General features: G+C 60.4%; 14 protein-coding genes. 9 read left to right on the top strand and 5 right to left on the bottom strand.

Going from position 1 to position 16,785, the window contains the following annotated elements; genetic code table 11:
- The first annotated feature begins 32 nt into the window (after nucleotides 1–32).
- A complete protein-coding gene (locus ACKLNA_RS06055; RefSeq protein WP_265814541.1) occupies nucleotides 33–587 on the top strand; it encodes a GNAT family N-acetyltransferase in 555 nt (184 codons plus the stop codon).
- Here the strand turns inward: ACKLNA_RS06055 and ACKLNA_RS06060 are convergent.
- A complete protein-coding gene (locus tag ACKLNA_RS06060; RefSeq protein WP_408985229.1) occupies nucleotides 577–1,500 on the bottom strand; it encodes a carbon-nitrogen hydrolase family protein in 924 nt (307 codons plus the stop codon). The two genes, ACKLNA_RS06055 and ACKLNA_RS06060, sit on opposite strands and share 11 nt — an antisense overlap.
- Nucleotides 1,501–1,584: 84 nt before the next feature.
- Here ACKLNA_RS06060 and ACKLNA_RS06065 point away from each other — a divergent pair, with 84 nt between their 5' ends.
- Nucleotides 1,585–2,499 (top strand): LysR substrate-binding domain-containing protein, encoded by a 915-nt coding sequence (locus tag ACKLNA_RS06065; protein WP_408985230.1) that lies wholly within the window; start codon nucleotides 1,585–1,587, stop codon nucleotides 2,497–2,499.
- On the opposite strand, the gene ACKLNA_RS06070 is transcribed toward ACKLNA_RS06065, so the two are convergent.
- Nucleotides 2,500–2,754, bottom strand: a complete 255-nt coding sequence (locus tag ACKLNA_RS06070) for a hypothetical protein (protein ID WP_007957535.1) — start codon at nucleotides 2,752–2,754, stop codon at nucleotides 2,500–2,502.
- A gap of 153 nt (nucleotides 2,755–2,907) precedes the next feature.
- On the opposite strand from ACKLNA_RS06070, the gene ACKLNA_RS06075 reads away from it, so the two are divergent.
- Nucleotides 2,908–3,225, top strand: coding sequence for a YqjD family protein (locus ACKLNA_RS06075; RefSeq protein WP_016982860.1), 318 nt, complete (start codon nucleotides 2,908–2,910; stop codon nucleotides 3,223–3,225).
- Between the two features lie 57 nt (nucleotides 3,226–3,282).
- On the opposite strand, the gene ACKLNA_RS06080 is transcribed toward ACKLNA_RS06075, so the two are convergent.
- Nucleotides 3,283–4,314 (bottom strand): Ldh family oxidoreductase, encoded by a 1,032-nt coding sequence (locus ACKLNA_RS06080; protein WP_408985231.1) that lies wholly within the window; start codon nucleotides 4,312–4,314, stop codon nucleotides 3,283–3,285.
- A gap of 208 nt (nucleotides 4,315–4,522) precedes the next feature.
- On the opposite strand from ACKLNA_RS06080, the gene ACKLNA_RS06085 reads away from it, so the two are divergent.
- Entirely contained in the window at nucleotides 4,523–9,310 is a 4,788-nt protein-coding gene (locus ACKLNA_RS06085; RefSeq protein ID WP_408985232.1) for a dermonecrotic toxin domain-containing protein, read from the top strand.
- A gap of 236 nt (nucleotides 9,311–9,546) precedes the next feature.
- Nucleotides 9,547–10,548 carry a FecR family protein gene (locus ACKLNA_RS06090; protein ID WP_408985233.1) on the top strand — a complete coding sequence of 334 codons (1,002 nt, stop codon included), beginning with the start codon at nucleotides 9,547–9,549 and terminating at the stop codon, nucleotides 10,546–10,548.
- A gap of 57 nt (nucleotides 10,549–10,605) precedes the next feature.
- Here ACKLNA_RS06090 and ACKLNA_RS06095 read toward each other — a convergent pair whose 3' ends face one another.
- On the bottom strand, nucleotides 10,606–12,948 hold the full coding sequence (locus ACKLNA_RS06095; RefSeq protein WP_408985234.1) for an acylase: 2,343 nt from the start codon (nucleotides 12,946–12,948) through the stop codon (nucleotides 10,606–10,608).
- A gap of 298 nt (nucleotides 12,949–13,246) precedes the next feature.
- Between ACKLNA_RS06095 and ACKLNA_RS06100 the strand changes: the two genes are divergently transcribed.
- Nucleotides 13,247–13,624, top strand: coding sequence for a fe2+ zn2+ uptake regulation protein (locus ACKLNA_RS06100; RefSeq protein ID WP_408985235.1), 378 nt, complete (start codon nucleotides 13,247–13,249; stop codon nucleotides 13,622–13,624).
- A gap of 18 nt (nucleotides 13,625–13,642) precedes the next feature.
- Here the strand turns inward: ACKLNA_RS06100 and ACKLNA_RS06105 are convergent, their stop codons facing one another.
- Nucleotides 13,643–13,831: a hypothetical protein gene (locus ACKLNA_RS06105; protein WP_085708192.1), complete on the bottom strand. Its 189-nt coding sequence runs from the start codon at nucleotides 13,829–13,831 to the stop codon at nucleotides 13,643–13,645.
- 157 nt (nucleotides 13,832–13,988) lie between these two features.
- On the opposite strand from ACKLNA_RS06105, the gene ACKLNA_RS06110 reads away from it, so the two are divergent.
- From ACKLNA_RS06110 to ACKLNA_RS06120, 3 genes are all read left to right on the top strand, one after another.
- The gene (locus ACKLNA_RS06110; RefSeq protein ID WP_167443772.1) at nucleotides 13,989–14,126 is read left to right on the top strand and encodes a hypothetical protein; all 138 of its coding nucleotides are present in this window, start codon (nucleotides 13,989–13,991) and stop codon (nucleotides 14,124–14,126) included.
- A 262-nt stretch (nucleotides 14,127–14,388) separates the two neighbouring features.
- Nucleotides 14,389–15,639, top strand: a complete 1,251-nt coding sequence (locus ACKLNA_RS06115; RefSeq protein ID WP_408985236.1) for an MFS transporter — start codon at nucleotides 14,389–14,391, stop codon at nucleotides 15,637–15,639.
- Nucleotides 15,640–15,654: 15 nt separating this feature from the next.
- A complete protein-coding gene (locus ACKLNA_RS06120) occupies nucleotides 15,655–16,785 on the top strand; it encodes an acyl-protein synthase (RefSeq protein ID WP_408985237.1) in 1,131 nt (376 codons plus the stop codon).

Here is a 16,785-nt window from a genome sequence, read left to right on the forward strand (position 1 = left end):
GGCCCACTGTCAGAACATGGAAGTCGTGGTTTATGGAAGACACTCCCACGCTGTACACCGAACGGCTGATCTTGCGTCCGCTTGAACTCGCGGATGCCGAAGCCATCCAGCAGCAATTTGCGCACTGGGAAGTGGTGCGTTATCTGAACGCTCTCGTCCCCTGGCCGTATCCGGACGACGGCGCCCTCACTTATCTGCGGGACATTGCGCTGCCGGCGATTGCGGCGGGCAAAGAGTGGCACTGGACGATTCGTCTCAAATCGGCACCTGAGCAGTTGATCGGCAACATCAGCCTGATGGACGAGACGGACAACCATCGCGGGTTCTGGCTGGCCCCGGCCTGGCAGGGTCAGGGCCTGATGACCGAAGCCAGCGAAGCCGTGACCCGCTACTGGTTCGAAACCCTCGATCAACCGCTGATGCGCGTGCCGAAGGCCGCGCCGAACATTGGCTCGCGCAAGCTCTCGGAACGCACGGGCATGCGTTTGATCCGCACCGACGAGGATGACTTCGTCAGCGGCCGCTTCCCACGGGAAATCTGGGAAATCACCCGCGAGGAGTGGCAACAGCAGCGCCTCAAGCGGTGAAGCGCACACCGGGTTTGGCGCGCTCGTCCACGCTCAATTCGAACACATCCGGCCGTGCATAGTGGCCGACCACGTCGTAGTCATAGCGGGCCCGCACCAGTTCATCGGTATCGATCTCGGCGGTGAGCAACCCGGCCTCGTCGCGCAGAGGCCCGGCCAGCACGTCGCCCATCGGACCAACGATCACACTGCCACCGGCGATCAGTGGTCGATCCCCCGGCCAGTTGGCAATCTCCACGCCCAACTCATTCGGCGAGGCCTGCACCTGACAGGCGCTGACCACAAAGCAGCGCCCTTCATGGGCGATGTGGCGCATGCTGACCTGCCACATCTCGCGCTCGTCCACGGTCGGCGCGCACCAGACCTCAATGCCCTTGGCGTACATCGCCGTACGCAGCAGCGGCATCATGTTTTCCCAGCAGATGACTGCGCCGAGTTTGCCGACCTGAGTGTCGAGCACCGGCAGGGTCGAACCGTCACCCTTGCCCCAGATCAGCCGCTCGGTGCCGGTGGGCATGAGTTTGCGATGTTTGGCCACCAGGCCTGCCTGCGGGTCGAAATACAGGGCGGTGCAATGCAGGGTGCTGCCGGCCCGTTCGATCACACCGATCACCAGATTGGCCCCGGTGCGCGCCGATAGCCCGGCCAGTGCCTCGGTTTCCGCACCCGGCACATCGATGGCGTTGGCGAAGTAACGGGCGTAGGCCTCGCGCCCTTCGGGCAGGCGATAACCCAGTTGCGTACCGAAGCCCTCGCCTTTCGGGTAACCGCCAAGCAGCGCTTCGGGCATCACCACCAGGGCTGCACCGGCCTCGATGATGGCGCCTTCCCAGCTCAGAATCTGTTCCAGGGTTTCACCCTTGCCACCGGGCAAGGCGCCGATCTGCAGGGCGGCAACGATTGATTTGGGCATGGCGGTCACTCCGTGAAGTTCAGGTGTTGCTCATTCTCCGGCGCCACGGGATCATGAATAAAGCCCGACTCACTGCTGAATGATATGAGCCAAATGAATATCGCCACCGTTGATCTCAACCTGCTGAAAGTCTTTGAAGCGCTGCATGAAGAGTCCAGCGCCAGCCGTGCGGCGTTGCGCCTGGGCGTGACACAATCAGCGGTCAGCGCCGCGTTGCGCCGGTTGCGCGAGGTCTATGGCGATCAATTGTTCGTGCGCACGGGTCGAGGGTTGGCGCCCACGCTCAAGGCCAATCAGCTGAAGCCTGTGGTCAGCGATGCCCTGAACAAGTGCCGGCAGAGCCTGGCGATGGTCGATCCAGCGGCCAATCAGTACGACGGGCGTTCGGTCAGTATCGGGCTGTCGGATGATTTCGAAATCGCCTACGGGCGGCGCCTGATCGAAGAGATCGGACGACGGGCGCCGAAGCTGCGGCTGATCTTCCGCCAGACCCACAGCCAGATCGTCGCCCGGGCCCTGATGGAGCGCAGCATCGACCTGGCGATCACCGCCGGCGGGTTCGCAGAACGGCTGCTCAGCCGTCAGGTCTTGGGTGAAGGGGGTTATGCGTGTCTGGTGGATCCGGCGAGCCTTGCGCCCGGCCAGCAGCAGATCGGTCTGGAGGAGTTCGTCACCCGGGAGCACATCCTGGTGTCGTCGGGCGGTTTTATCGGAATCACCGATGAAGGGCTGGCAGCGCTGGGGCTGAGTCGCCGGGTGTGCGCCTCGACCACGCATTTCGCGGCGTTGCCGCATCTGCTCAAGGGCAGTACCGCTGTGGCGACCATCCCCACCCACGCGGCGCAGGCCATTGCGTCACTGAGCGGGCTGGCCCTGCTGCCCTGCCCGCTGGCCTTGCCGCGTTATCCGGTCGAACTGGGCTGGCGCACCAATACCCAGATCGATCCGGTAGTGCTGAAAGTGCGCGAAGCGATTGTCGCCAGCTTCAAGACCGAATGATTACTTGTTGGCCGCCATCAGCCGGTTGACTTCACTGCGCACCATGTTGGCGAACTCCGGCGGCGACATGCCGTCCAGTTCGGCGCGAACGAACTCGGCCCATTTGCCCTTGCGCTTGGAGCGTTCGCCGAACAATCGCGCGGCTTCGCCCTTGGCTTTGCCCAGATTGTTCTGCCAGAGTTCGAACAGTCGGGATTTCTCGTCTTCCAGCGCGGCGCGCTCTGCGAGGGATTTGTCGGCCAGATTGAAACTCATGGGGAATTACCTGCTGCATGAAATGGCGACATCTTACACGCTGGACGGAAATCTCCGGCGCTGGTTTTTCTTCCTGACGGAAATTCACTGCAACTTTTCAAGCAGCGCCACACTCCATTGTTCACTGTCCATTCACCTGCAAGGAGTCACCCAATGGCCCGCAAAAGCGCCGTTCAAGCCGCTGAAGACCAAATCAAGGATCAAGCGTTCAGCGAACTTCAGGCTCTGATCGAAGAGTCGGACAAACTGCTCAAAAGCAGTGCTTCACTGGTCGGCGAGGAAGCGGAAACCCTGCGCGGACAAATCGCCCTGAAACTGCAGCAGGCACTGGATTCGGTGTCCAGCGTGCGTGACCGCACCAAACCGGCGGTGGATGCCACCGAAAGCTACATCGGCGGTCACCCATGGCAGACGGTGGCGATCTCGGCCGGTTTCGGTCTGGTGGTCGGTCTGTTGCTCGGCCGCCGCTGAGCGAAAACAAAAAAGGCGAGCCGATCGGGGCTCGCCTTTTTCATGTCCGCTCAATTGTCATTCGCCCGCCAGTTCACGCAACTGCGCCAGGGTCTGCTCGTCCAGCACGATGCCCTCGGCCAATGATCTGGCCCGCTGCAAATGCCGCCGGTCACCCGGCAAACGCTTGAGCCCTACCCCGTGCATCTGCCTGACCAGTTCCTGACTGCGTTCGGCAAAGTTCTGCCCGGCGGTCTTGCTCGGGTCGATCACGATCAGCAACTGACCGGTCCACGGAGTCTTGGCCCCGGGATGGTTCTTCCAGTCGAATTCGAATGAAAAGTTGCCACCGGTCAGCGCAGCGGCGAGCAGCTCAACCATCATCGACAGCGCCGACCCTTTATGCCCGCCAAACGGCAGCAAGGCGCCGCCCTCGAGAATCGCTTTCGGATCGCAGGTCGGCTGGCCGAGGCTGTCTACACCCATGCCCGCCGGCAACTTCTCGCCTTTGCGTGCGGCGATCTGCACGTCGCCGTGGGCGATGGCGCTGGTGGCCAGGTCGAACACGATCGGTGCCCCGTCGGCCCGAGGCGCGGCGAAGGCGATCGGGTTGGTACCGAACAGCGGCCGGTCGGCGCCGTGGGGCACCACGCAGGTCATGCTGTTGACCACACTCAGTGCCACCAGGCCTTCGTCGGCGAAAGGCTCGACGTCCGGCCACAGCGCGGCAAAGTGATGGGAATTGCGGATCGCCAATATCGCGATCCCGGCACTACGGGCCTTTTCCACCAGCAGCGGACGCGCCGCCGTCAGCGCAGGCTGAGCAAAACCGTTACCGGCATCGACGCTGACAAACCCTGAAGCCACGTCCTCGACTTTCGGCACAGCCTGGCCGTTGACCCAGCCGCTGTTGAGAGTCGACACGTATCCCGGGATCCGGAAAACCCCATGGCTATGAGCACCGTCCCGCTCGGCGTTGGCGCAATTGGCGGCCAGCGTTGCGGCCACCTCAGCCGAGGTGCCGTGACGGATGAAGATCGTTTCCAGCAGTTGAGTCAGCTCGTCCAGGGACAGCGTGGACGAGACCGCATGATCGTGTGGCGCAGACATCTGAAGCTCCAGAATAATTATTGGAGGGAACAACAGCGTACGAACTGACGCCTCCGGATTAACCACGGGCAGCCGGTGGCCTGTCAACCCTGCAATGCACGCAGCGATGGTTCCGACGCTATACCCCGGTACCACCTTCGTCCGTCTGCGCGCCTTTAACTTTCGGTCTCGAACCTCACCGCACTTTCAATTTTTTCGAGACTTGACGATGTCTGTACCAACCTCTCCATTGCTCTTCACCGAAGTCCTCGACTCCCCAGGCCTGTGGCCCGGGTTGAGCAAAACCCATGGCCTGGCAGAAAAGGATTTCAATTGGCTGGCCAACGTCAGGCTGGCGTCCGATGCCCTGCGACGCGAGCAAAAACCGCCCATGTTGGCCGAACGTGTCTTGCTCAATGCCGACAGTAAGAATCCCGTTCCACTGCCGGGTGCATTTGTTTTAAGTGAAACCCCTTACGACAAGGGCCAGATCCTCTATACCCCGTACGAAGGCATCCGCAAACACCACAGCCGCGCGAATCTGAAGGCGCAGCTCGAAGAGCGCCTCAAATCTATCGACGACCAGGATGCGTTGCTGGCACTTCTACCGTTGGCCCAGCAGCGACGACTACAGAATGCCGAGCGCATTTCGGTGACGTTTTCGATCATTGAGGGGGAGGTGTTCGAGGATCGTGATTCCACCCTCAGGCACGGTCCCGAACTCAACGCCCAGGCCATGCTGGATGAACTCAAGAAGCTACCGACCCTCACTCAACTGCTGGACAGCGCGTTGGATGAACTGCTCAAGCCTCATTTCGGGGCTCTGCAACAAAGCAACACCCGGGTCAGTGTTTACAAGGCCCGCGACGGAGAAAGCAATCAGTCAGCCACTGAAAACGTCCCCAGGGCCGACACTCTGAGTCTGAGTGAAGCGGTGCTGGTGCACTACCGTCACCAGCGCTGGCCGGGTGCCCGTCTGCCGGATTTTTCCCATCCCGGCAGGACTCAGGGTAAGCACGATCAGGAGCAGTGGAGAAATGCCGTCACCCAGGCGTCCGGCATGTTGCCGGCTCTGCTGTTCCGGCAACTGAAACATTACTGGAACAGCGCAGCGGCCCTGGGATCGACGCGCCGCGCATTTCTCGCCCGGGTGCTGGAAGACCAGGCCCGCGTCGACTGGATGCTCAAGCGCGAAGCCGGAATTCTCGATGCAAACCAGTTCAACACGTTGCATCAGTTGATTCGCCCCGTTGCCGAAGGTCGCCCTGCCCCCATCGCCGAGACCGTACGCCTCTGGGAAAACCCGGCCAATTATGTGGAGCTGGCGGGCTCGCTGATGATCAGTAGCGCCGATGCATTTCTCTACACGCCCTCTCAGGGTTTGCAGCAGCTCAAGGACTATGAGGACCTGAAAGCGACCCTGCGGGACAAATTCATCGCTGAGGGTCACGAAGACGAACTCTATGCTTTGCTCAGCCTGGAAGAGCGCAGCCGCTTCCTGGACTTCGACCAGCCTCAGGTTTCGGGAGACCGGGTAGCAGGCGAGGTGTTCCGGTTCCTGTGCGAATCGATCATCACCAAGCAACGACAGAACATCGAATATGCCCTGCAAGTGTTTCGACTTAGCGACGGATCGGTGAACCTGCACGCGCTGTTCGACAAGAGCCTGGATATCCGCTCGATGATTCACGAGCGCCTGCAACAACTCGACGCGCAGGGGCGCTGGAGCACACAACCGGTCTGGTCCGGCAGTCAACAGCCTTCGCTGCTCCTGGCCGACAAGGCCCGCGCCGCCATCAAGACGTTCCAGGCCGTCGAGTCTCCACTTCTGGAGAGTCTGGACAATCAGCCCATGACAACCCGAGCGACCCAGCGCGCCTGGCTCGAGACCCTGAAAGCGGATATGGCCCACGCCTGGTTCGTCGGCGTGAACGGCGAAGCCCGGATAAGAGCATCGAGCGGCAGCTTGCCTGCCTGGGCGCAAGCGGTCGTCGAAACCGTCATCAATGCCGACCGGCCGAGCCGCATGGAACGTTCGGGGCTCGAAGGCTTCCGACCCGATGCCTATGCTCTGACGCTCGAGTCTCCTGACGGCAGAACGGTGTGGCGCCTGGCCCATTGCGTACTCATGACCGAGCGCGGAGGCCTCGACCCCCAACATTCCGGACGGACCGTGCTTTGGACACCGGCGCTGGGGCTGGAGGTATTCGAGAATACCGCCATTGCCCGACAGGCACTGAGCCGGCGGCTGCTCGATAACGTTCAACGCCTGTCACTGCTGGAAAATATCGTTCCCGATCAGTACCAGCCTCATCAGCGCTACACGCTTGGACGGTTGCACATCATCCATCGCAACGTGTTGCATGAGCGTATGCAATCGGGCATCGAGCACTATCTGGCACGTTGCGAACAAGTGCGTCGGCGCATGGACAAAGGGGTGAAACGGGAAAAGGCATTATCAGTGCTACGCAAGATACTGCCCCCGACCAACCTGAGCCTGGCGAACGAGCATGCCCGGGCCATCGAGAACCAGCAGACGTTTCCCGCCTGGCTGAGCATGGCGCCGGTCAGGGACCAGAAGAGACACGTCGAACTGCTTGAACGGTGGAACCGGAGTGTCATCGACGACAAGGATTACCTGACGGGTGTTACGCCGCTGGCCGACCATGTCAAACAAGCATTGAAAACTGCGCTCGACCTTCGTTTTCCGAACGAACAACTTGATCCCCGGAAGATCGAGGTCATCCCCAATCTGGCACTCGCAGGCCCGCCCCGCGACCTGGTCGAGTTTGCCCTGAATCACGTCAACGTGCTCCAGAACACGGGGTACAGGGTAGCGTCGAAAACCACCGAGACCCTGCCTCCCGGACTGGATCGCAAAGCCGTCGATCAATTGCTGCTGTCGCTGGAAATCCCGACGACCTATGGTCGCCAGATCGCCGCCGCACTTTCGACGGACACGGTGGAGGGTCGCGAGCGCAAGCAACGCTTTTTCAGCCAGCTCCCCTGGCAATTGATGCAGCACGCCCACGCCTTGAAACTGCAGCAGCACCTGTCTGCCGCCGCTTATGCGCAAGTCTGCCAGGGACTGGACATGCCCGATGGATACGCCCGCGCCACCGTGCCCGGCGCCCATACGGTCGTCAGCCCGTTGGCACTGGTCAAGACGGCCGGCGCGAATGCAGAAACCGCGTTGGGGATTTACGTTTTTGCTCCGGGTCAGAGACACGTGGGGCCACTGGTGCTTTACACACCGTATGCCGAACAGCTATTTCACGAATTCAAGGACGAAAAGGCGCTGATCGCGGCCCTGAACACGCCCGGAGCTCTCCAGAATCTGTTGCTTCGGCGCTTGCCTGCCGGACGACAGGCCGTTTTTCGCAGTCTGCTGGCGGCCACCGTTGGCCAGACCAGCGAAATGACCCTGGCCAGCCGCCCTATCGAGGGCAACCTGCTGGAGCAGTTGTACAACGAAAACCTCAAGCTTTTGCAGCAGCAGCTTGAATCACAGTCCGAGCGCGAAGCGCAGTCCGACTGGGAAACCGCCAAGACCCTGTTCAGCCACGGTATCAAACAAGTCTCGGCAGCATTGCAGGGAAAACTGGCTTTTGTGCCGTTTCTCTGGCGTGCCTACGACAACATAAAAGACTCGGCCGAAGCCTTGCAGGACCACCACTGGAAACGGGCGTTGCAATCCTTTATTTCCGGTGGTGTGCAAATGGTACAGATGGCGCTGTTGCCGGAAGTCTCGACCGACGCAGAGGCGGTCGAGCAGGAAACGGGAGACATCACGACGCCCGGCATCAGCGCAATCGAACCGACTTCGCCCGAACGCTCCCTGATGCAGTCATTCGAGGTCACCGACCTCGCGCTCAAGGATCTTGTGTACGGCTCGACAACGGGAACCTATCACCAGTCCGGCAGCGATCGCGACTATGCAGCCATCAATGGCAAGGTCTACCAGGTCACAAAACGCGACTCATACTGGCAGTTGACGGGTGCCGGGAAACACAGTTTGCAGTTTCAGAAAAACGGTCTGGCCATGGTACAGGTGCCGACTCATCAAACCATCCACTATGGCCAGGCCTTCAGAAAACCGACCGAGCGCACCGAAATTTCCCGGCTACGCCGCATGATGTTGAACATAGAGGCTCGCGGGATGGACGACATCCGTCAGAAGTATCCGGACAAGGCCAGAATGCTGGTCAACGCCATCGACCTGGCCCGGCGCTACGCCCTCTTCTGCCTGCACAATCTGACACCACTCAGCCACGGCACTGACAATTCCCGGGTCAGCCGATTCCTCGAGAGCTTTTTTGATGTACCTGACGTCACGACGGCCATGCTTGCCAAGATCAGTGCCACAATCCTGCCGATCTGCCGGGCGCTGGTGGATCCAGGAGATGAATTACTGAACACCGATCGCTTCATCGTCGGCTCTAACCGGTACTCGCACGATATCATTGCGTTCGTAGTGGACGGCGATGAGAAGAAACTGGTGCATTTCACCGAGCATTTTTTCGACCAGCAACTGGGGCGGTTCAATAACCATTTGCTGGAGGCGTTCGATGTCGATGGCCATGCGCAGGCTTCAACGTTGATTCACGAGTTTTCCCACCAGTACAGCAATGCGCTGGATATTGCCTCGTTAAGAGCACGGGAGCCGTTCAGCGACCTGATCTCGACCATTACCTACGCCGGAAAGAAGCTGTTTGAGGACCTGGAATTCGATCAGACGTCTGCATTGTCACTGAGCACTCCCCGGGCACAGCTGTTCACGGAATGGAATTCGACACTCAAGTCCTGGGTCGACATCGACAACATTCCGGACATGAAACCTATCAGTGATGAGGTTCTCAAACTGACGGGAAGCAAAACCATGCAGGAAGCTCGCAACGCCTTTCTCGATCAGCAGAAACCGGACGCGCGAATCGACGTCATCCTGCGCAATGCGGACTCCATCGCCCGCCTGATCTGCGAAATCGGCCGACGGCTGGATCAGATTCAGTCCCCTTGAAACAGAATTGCGCGGGCTAGGTTCCCGCGCATTTCTTGAAGACAGCCTTTGGCGACTGTAAATGCGAACAGTGCGCTTTTGATCATTTTTTCACCCGGATTATGAATACTGTTCTCAATACACCCTGTTTTAAGGGGAATGACAGGGAAATTGGCCCCATTGATGGGAAATCGCCATGACCCCGGTTCTCGCCACCTTCCCCTGAAGGTTAGAATGCAGCAAATCAGGACGAGTCAATGACCCAGAACACCCTCTCCGAAGCCGAATACGATGCGATCACCGATGCCGCTGCGCATTGGTGCATGCGCCTGCACGCCGTCGATTGCACCGCCGAGGAACGGCTGGCATTCGAGCAATGGCGCGACGCGCACCCGCTGCACGCGTTCGAATACGAGGCCATGCTGGAAATCTGGGATGTCGCCGATCACTTGCCGCGCCCGGAGCCTGCGGTGACCGTACCGATCCGCCCAGCGGCCCGGACCTGGCGTCAATATGCGGTAGCGGCATCCGTTTGTGCGCTGGCGCTGCCACTGGCGGCCTGGTCCGGATGGAACCTTGGCTGGCTGCCCAACAGTTATCAGCATTTCGCGGCCACCGACAACGTCCGCCACGTCACCTTGAGCGATGGCAGTCAGGTCGAGTTGAACCTCAATACCGATCTGACCTTCAGCAATTACAAGGACGAGCGTCGGGTCACCCTGAAAAAGGGCGAGGCGTTCTTTGAAGTCAGCCATGACCTGAGCCACCCGTTCATCGTGAAAGCGGCCGAAGGCAGGATTCGCGTCACCGGCACCCGTTTCAACGTCTGGATGTATGAAGATCAGGTGAAGGTCAATCTGGTCGAAGGCTCGGTGCTGGTCACCAGCAACACTCAGTTGTCCGGTGACGGCCTGCGTCTGGGGCCTTCGATGCAGGCTCGCTACAAGCACGGCGACTACATGCCGCAAATCAGCCAGACCTACGCCAGCGACACCTCGCTGGCCTGGCGCAGCGGCAAGCTGATCCTCGACAACCTGGCGTTGAACGAAGCCCTGCCACTGATCAACCGTTACCTGGACAAACCGCTGATGCTGGCCGACAGCGCCACGGGTTCGATCCGGGTCGGTGGCATCTACAACATCAAAGAGCTGAACAGCTTCGCCGGCTCGATGCCCAAAGTCCTGCCGGTGTTTATCACCCGCAACAAGGACGGCAACCCGGTGATCAATCCGATGCCGCAGCAACCGCCAAAAAGCTGAAGGCCGCCCCTTTGCGGGAGCGGCCTTCAGTGCGTGTTGTGACATCGTGACGACTGATTACTGCGCCGCCACCTTCCCTGTCTTATCCAGTTCTTCACGCACGCTTTGCACCTGATACTGCGGATCGGCCTTGATCTGCTGTTCGGTGAACGGCAGCACGCTCCACTGCTTCTTCGAGAAGGCTTCGGTCTGATCCCGCGAGTATTTCGACGCCGGATCGCTGGACAGCGAGAACGCAAGCAGGCCCTGAGCGTGCGGCCCCCTGTCGTCAAACGTCACCACTTGCAGGTAACTGGTGCCGCTGACGACCTCAAGCTTGCCGTCCTCACGCGGCACGCTCTGGATCGCATTGTAGATACCCAGCGTACCCGGCCCGCCATGGATCGGCGTCTGCTGACCACCGCTGCTGACCACCTGCACATCGCCCCAACGGGTATGTGCAGTCAGGCCCATCTTGCCGGCCGACTCGGCTGAAGCCAGCATCGCTTCGCGCAACGCCTTGGCCACTTCGGGCTTCTCGGTCGCCAACCCGCGCGGGGTGTGCTGCGCGTCCTTCGGATCGAATGCCACGCGCCAGATATCCGGAGACTCCTGCAAGGCTTGCATGATGTTCTGGAAATGCATCAGGCCTATTCCCGAATCCAGGTTCGCCCGACCGTCCCAGGCCTTGAAACTGCTGCACACCGATTTCAACGCGGCCTCGACGCTGGTTTGCGAAGCACAGAATTTCAGCAGATCCGGCAGCACCTGCCCGGCGAGAAACACCTGATCATCCATCACCATGTGTTGCAGGTCCTGCACCGACACCGAACCTTTTTGGCTCAGGTTCGCCAGACGATCCAGCGCAAAACGCGAGCGCAGCCCCAGTGGCTGGCCTTCCTGACTGATCAGCGGCGAAAAACCGGTCAGCGGTTGTGCCGGGTTGGCCAGCCAGGCCGAATCGTTGGAGTGCTGGACGAAGTCCTTGCGCAGCAATTGCGGCAACTGGCTCGACGCATAAATACCCTGCTGCGCCGCTTGCGGATCGATGTCCCAGGCGCAGGCGCTGCTGGAACCGTCGAGGACGATCATTTGCAGGCCGATGCGCGGGTCGCTGCAGTTGGCCAGTTTGTCGGCGCTGACGTTCGGCACCACCGACAGGTTCATGTACAACGTCTGCCCCTTGTCATCCACGGCCAGGGTGTTGACCCACGGAATGCCCTGAATCTTGTGCACCGAGTCCTGCAAATCCTTGAGGTTGGCGGCGCGGTTCATCGAGTACCACTGGGTCAGCACACGATCATTGTCGAGGTTGGCATCGCGCAGGCTGTAGGCGTACTGGTTGTCCCAGTCGAGCTTGCCCGGCCACTGCACGATCGGGCCGAACTGCGAACTGTAGATATCACGTGATACCGGCGTCATCTGCCCGTCCGCCTGTTTGACCTGCACAGTCACCGTCTGCTTGTTCAGCGGCAACGACTTGCCATCGAGCAGGTAGCGGGTCGGGTCCTTCGGATCGAGTTGCAGGCGATACAGGGTGAAGTGTTTGGACGAGTCAACGGTGTGGGTCCAGGCCAGGTGCTGGTTGAAACCGATGTTGATCATCGGCAGACCCGGCAGCGCCGCGCCCATCACATCCAGTTTGCCGGGAATGGTCAGGTGCATCTGATAAAAGCGCATGCCGCCGACCCACGGGAAATGCGGGTTCGCCAGCAACATTCCACGGCCGTTGAAGGAACGCTCGCTGCCCACGGCCACCGCGTTGCTGCCGCGGTCCAGGGCGAAACGTTGCAGGCGCGTGGCGGCCAGATCATAGGCGCGGGCATGACTTGGGTTTTGTGCAGTGGCTTGCGGCGGCGTGGCGCCGGCCAGTGCCTCGGCGAACTGACCGACGCCGCCCTCGACCAGCAGCCGACGCGTCAACTTCACCAGGTCCTCGGCCGCAATATCACGCACCCATTCGCCCTGGCACTGTTGCGGCAGCCCTTGCTGGCGACGCTCGGCCAGATACCGGTTGTAGCCGGCGGCATAACCCTCCACCAGATCACGCACTTCGACCGGCTGCGCCTGCCAGAAGGCACTGACCGCCTGAGGGGTATTGAGCCATTGGAAGAACACGTCACTGACGCGGTTCTCGCGCTCTTCGACCGTCAACTGATCCGGCCCGAAGTAGCGCGACCGCTCACCGTTGACCGTGACGATCTCGTTGGCCAGCAGGCACAGGTTGTCCTGCGCATAGGCGTAACCGATGCCGAACCCGAGGCCACGTTCGTTTTCCGCGCGGATATGCGGCACGCCAAATCCTGTGCGACGGATGTCGGCCCCGGCCTGGGTGGACGGACTGAACGCCTGCGCCGACAGACTCAGCCCGAGAAACATGCCGGCAAGGGTCAGCCCGGTTAACTGCCTGGAAATAATCACGCTCGCTCCTGATCGAAATGCCTGAGAGCGGAGCGCGCCGTATTCGAAAAACCATGCGCAGCAGCTCCGCCCTGAAATCACCCACGCGTCCACGCGCAATGAGCCTGACCGGGAAACGAAACCGATGAAAAAAAATTTAGGGGGTTACCAGACCGTTTAAAGCCCGGATCACGGAGAAAAGACGAATCATCGACAAATTTTCTACATTTTTCGCTTCATGATTTGTCGGGCTGATACGTCTTGTTTAGAGAGAGCACCCATAACCCTTCCTGATCAGGCTCTGAAAAGGAGAAATCGCATGTACATCCCGCAACTACCATCGGACGGTAGCCAGGCACCACAAGGAGCTTCCATGGGTTCGCACGCCGGCGTATTCGGACAACGAGCCGAGCGCCACGGCAATGAACGTATTCGCCTGCTGCTCAAGAGCTTCGGCCTGCGCACCAGCCTGATCCGCCTGAAAGTCATCGATGCCCTGCTGGTCGCCGCCCAGAGCGAGCGCAGCCTGGGTGTGCGCGGTGTCCACAGCCAATTGCTGGAACTGGGCATTCCGCTGTCGTTTCTAAGCGTGCGCGAAGTGTTGAAGCGCCTGTGCGCCGAAGGTGTGATCACCTTCAATGCCGACAAGAGCTACAGCCTGCATCCACAGGCTGCCGCCGTCCTCAACAGCGATTGATTCCCTTCTCGAGCGCCGTCAGGGTTTGACCTTGCGGCGCATCACTCCGTTGATCACCACCACGACCACCGCCACGCCAATGGCGATGTACTGGAACACTTTTTGGCTGATCATCCCGGCATTCTGCAGCCAGGACAGGCCGAACATGATCGCCAGTACAGTGAGGGCGATCAGAATCGAGTACTTCAAACGTTGCGACTGAGTCATTGCGAATTCCTGAAACTTTGAAATGTATCGGGTTTGTATCGACTTTCATGCCATGGGCATACCGTGTCACGGGGATGCGCCGCTGCAAACGGGGTCTCATGTTACAGCCGATGAAGAGTTTTGACTCCATACGGCGTTAACCATGAGGACTTTTGAAATGCTGCGTCGAATCACCTGGCTGATTCCTGTATTGGCGCTGCTCACGCTGAGCGGCTGTATCATTTTCCCCCACGGCGGCTGGCATGGCGATCATCGCTACTATGGCGGAGGCCCTGGTTACTACCAACATCGGTAAATCCGACCTCGGAAGAGCACTGATAATCGTCTTTTCAAATGCAACATTTGATTGAACGCCTGTAAGAAATGCCCACGATGATGTGGGCATTTTCCGTATATCCCCCCTCAAAATGTCAGATGTTTCGCCCACAGCAGTAGGTATTCCACCTCCAGCAATACCCTGCAAATCTGCGACATACGACGTCGCAGCAACGGCGTAGGAACACGCCGCCCTTCGCCCCTACCCTTTGCGCTCTCCCCTTTGAAGGCCATGGAAGCGCATGCAAAGAACACTTATCGATATCCCCCCGCTGAAAACCCTTGGCTTCTGCCTGGCCATCACGCTGTTCGAGTGGCTGACCTACATGGCCAGCGACATGATCATGCCGGCCATGCTCACCGTCACCGAGGACCTCGGTGCCGATCCTCGTCACATCCCCAACGCGTTCAATCTGTATCTGATCGGAGGCGTCTGCCTGCAATGGCTGATCGGGCCACTGTCCGACCGGTTTGGCCGGCGCCCCTTGTTGCTCGTTGGCTGTGCGCTCTTCGCAGTGACCTGCGTTGCTGCGATCGTCACCCCCGGCATTGAAGTGTTCAATGCATTACGGCTGCTTCAGGGCATGGGGCTGGGGTTCGTGGTCGCGGTCAGTTATCCCGCGCTCCAGGAAGTCTTCTCCGAAGCCGATGCCGTGCGGCTTATGGCGTTGCTCGGCAATATCGCGCTGCTGTCGCCGTTGCTGGGGCCGTTGCTCGGCAGCCTGTTGCTGGAATGGATGAACTGGCGCGGCCTGTTTCTGGCCCTGGGGCTGGCTGCCGCTATCGCATGGATCGGGCTCTATGTCTGCCTGCCGGAAACCATTGGAGTGGTTCGCCGCGATGGCGGCCACCAGGCCCCGATTCCGCTGTCCTGGCGAAAGACCCGTCATCGCTACCTGGCGCTGCTGCGCAACCCCGAGTTCCTTGGAGCAAGTCTTGCACTCGGGCTGATGAGCCTGCCGCTGATTGCCTGGATCGGGCTCGCGCCACTGTTGCTGATCCACTGGCTTGGCTTGTCCACGCGAGAGTACGCGCTGTGGCAGATCCCCATCTTTTCGGCGGTCATCGTCGGCAATCTGATCCTTGACCGGTTGCTGGCCTCACGCGAACTGCCGCAATTGATTCGCCTCGCACTCTGGCCGTTTTGCCTTGGGCTGCTGACCTTGCTGGGTGGCGCGCTGATCGGCGTATCCCTCGGTTTGCTGATCGGCGGCCTCGCGCTGTACGCCGTCGGCCTGGGCATGAGCAATGCCGTGTTGTATCGGCTGGCGCTGTTTTCCAGCGATGACAGCAAGGGGCTGGTCTCGGCAGCCGTGGGCATGATCTCCATTGCCGTGATGGGTACCGGCGGTTCGCTCATCGCGGTCATCGGCGGCGGTGCCCGCCTCGAATCCTTCGCCCTCTGGGCGGCAGTGGGCGGGCTGCTGAGCCTGCCTCTCTTGTACCGGTTTCTTCGAAACGCCTCGGCAGAAACCGCTTCTTCGTCACATTAATAACAAGGACGCCTGATGTTCCATTTCCCCTATAGCGACGCACTCTGTGCGTTGACGCAACCCTATTGTCCGGAATCCGTGCCGGCAGGGCTCTTTGATCGGGCCATGGCCGAAATCAGCCGGTTTCACGGTGAACATACGCCCGGTTATGAACACTGGCTGAATGCCAACGGGCTCACCGTGACGGACCTGGACAGCCTCGACGACTGGTCGAGACTGCCCCCGATCTTCGCCAGTTTTTTCAAGCAACAACAACTGCTCAGCCCGACCGGTGCACAGGCTCTGGAGCTGACATCGTCCGGCACCAGTGGCCAGAAAAGCCGCATGCGCTATGACGAGCGCAGCCTGGCGGCGGCGCAATACATGGTTGAGCGAATCGTCCACCACTACGGCTGGGACAGTCCGCACACGCCGTGCAATTACTTGCTGCTGAGCTACGAGCCCGAAGCCAGCATCAGCCTGGGCACGTCGTTCACCGATCAGTTCCTGTGCCGGTTCGCTCCGGTCAACCGCGTGGCCTATGCCTTGCGTCGAACCGGTGGCGGCCACGAGTTCGACGGCTTCGGCGTCATCTCGGCCTTGCAGTCATTTGCCGAAGAAGGCCTGCCGGTGCGGATCATCGGTTTCCCGGCGTTTCTCTGGCAGACGCTGCAACGCATGCAGGCCACCGGAGTGGCAAACCTGCAGCTCGCAACGGATTCACTGGCGCTGTTGGGCGGCGGATGGAAAACCAGCGCAGCGCAGGAAATTCCTCGCCAGCATTTGTACGAGCGTATCCATCGGCAACTCGGGATCGAACCGTCCCGATGCCGCGACGGCTACGGCGCGGTCGAGCACCCGGTGCCTTACTTCGAGTGCACTCACCATCATTTCCATGTTCCGGTCTATTCGAAGGTGTTCGTGCGCAACTCATCCGATTTCGCCGTGCTGCCTTATGGCCGGCCCGGGCTGCTGAGTGCGGTCTCGCCCTACATTTCTTCGAGCCCGGCCCATGCCGTCGTCATGAGCGACCTCGTCACCCTGCACCCCGGCGCCAGCTGCGGCTGCGGTCTGGACAGCGACTGGTTCGAGCTGCATGGCCGCGCCGCCACCAGTGCCGGCAGAAGCTGCGCCATGGCGGCTTCCGAGCTGCTGGGGAGGCACTGA

Origin of the sequence: Pseudomonas sp. UV AK001, assembly GCF_046097675.1 — a bacterium.
Classification (GTDB): domain Bacteria; phylum Pseudomonadota; class Gammaproteobacteria; order Pseudomonadales; family Pseudomonadaceae; genus Aquipseudomonas; species Aquipseudomonas kribbensis.

Bases quoted from the DNA above. Each gene is read 5' to 3' on its own strand.
- ACKLNA_RS06070 (WP_007957535.1), bottom strand. From the start codon at position 2,754: ATGAGTTTCAATCTGGCCGACAAATCCCTCGCAGAGCGCGCCGCGCTG.
- ACKLNA_RS06090 (WP_408985233.1), top strand. From the start codon at position 9,547: ATGACCCAGAACACCCTCTCCGAAGCCGAATACGATGCGATCACCGAT.
- ACKLNA_RS06075 (WP_016982860.1), top strand. From the start codon at position 2,908: ATGGCCCGCAAAAGCGCCGTTCAAGCCGCTGAAGACCAAATCAAGGAT.
- ACKLNA_RS06115 (WP_408985236.1), top strand. From the start codon at position 14,389: ATGCAAAGAACACTTATCGATATCCCCCCGCTGAAAACCCTTGGCTTC.
- ACKLNA_RS06055 (WP_265814541.1), top strand. From the start codon at position 33: ATGGAAGACACTCCCACGCTGTACACCGAACGGCTGATCTTGCGTCCG.
- ACKLNA_RS06105 (WP_085708192.1), bottom strand. From the start codon at position 13,831: ATGACTCAGTCGCAACGTTTGAAGTACTCGATTCTGATCGCCCTCACT.
- ACKLNA_RS06110 (WP_167443772.1), top strand. From the start codon at position 13,989: ATGCTGCGTCGAATCACCTGGCTGATTCCTGTATTGGCGCTGCTCACG.
- ACKLNA_RS06080 (WP_408985231.1), bottom strand. From the start codon at position 4,314: ATGTCTGCGCCACACGATCATGCGGTCTCGTCCACGCTGTCCCTGGAC.
- ACKLNA_RS06085 (WP_408985232.1), top strand. From the start codon at position 4,523: ATGTCTGTACCAACCTCTCCATTGCTCTTCACCGAAGTCCTCGACTCC.
- ACKLNA_RS06060 (WP_408985229.1), bottom strand. From the start codon at position 1,500: ATGCCCAAATCAATCGTTGCCGCCCTGCAGATCGGCGCCTTGCCCGGT.
- ACKLNA_RS06100 (WP_408985235.1), top strand. From the start codon at position 13,247: ATGTACATCCCGCAACTACCATCGGACGGTAGCCAGGCACCACAAGGA.
- ACKLNA_RS06065 (WP_408985230.1), top strand. From the start codon at position 1,585: ATGAGCCAAATGAATATCGCCACCGTTGATCTCAACCTGCTGAAAGTC.
- ACKLNA_RS06120 (WP_408985237.1), top strand. From the start codon at position 15,655: ATGTTCCATTTCCCCTATAGCGACGCACTCTGTGCGTTGACGCAACCC.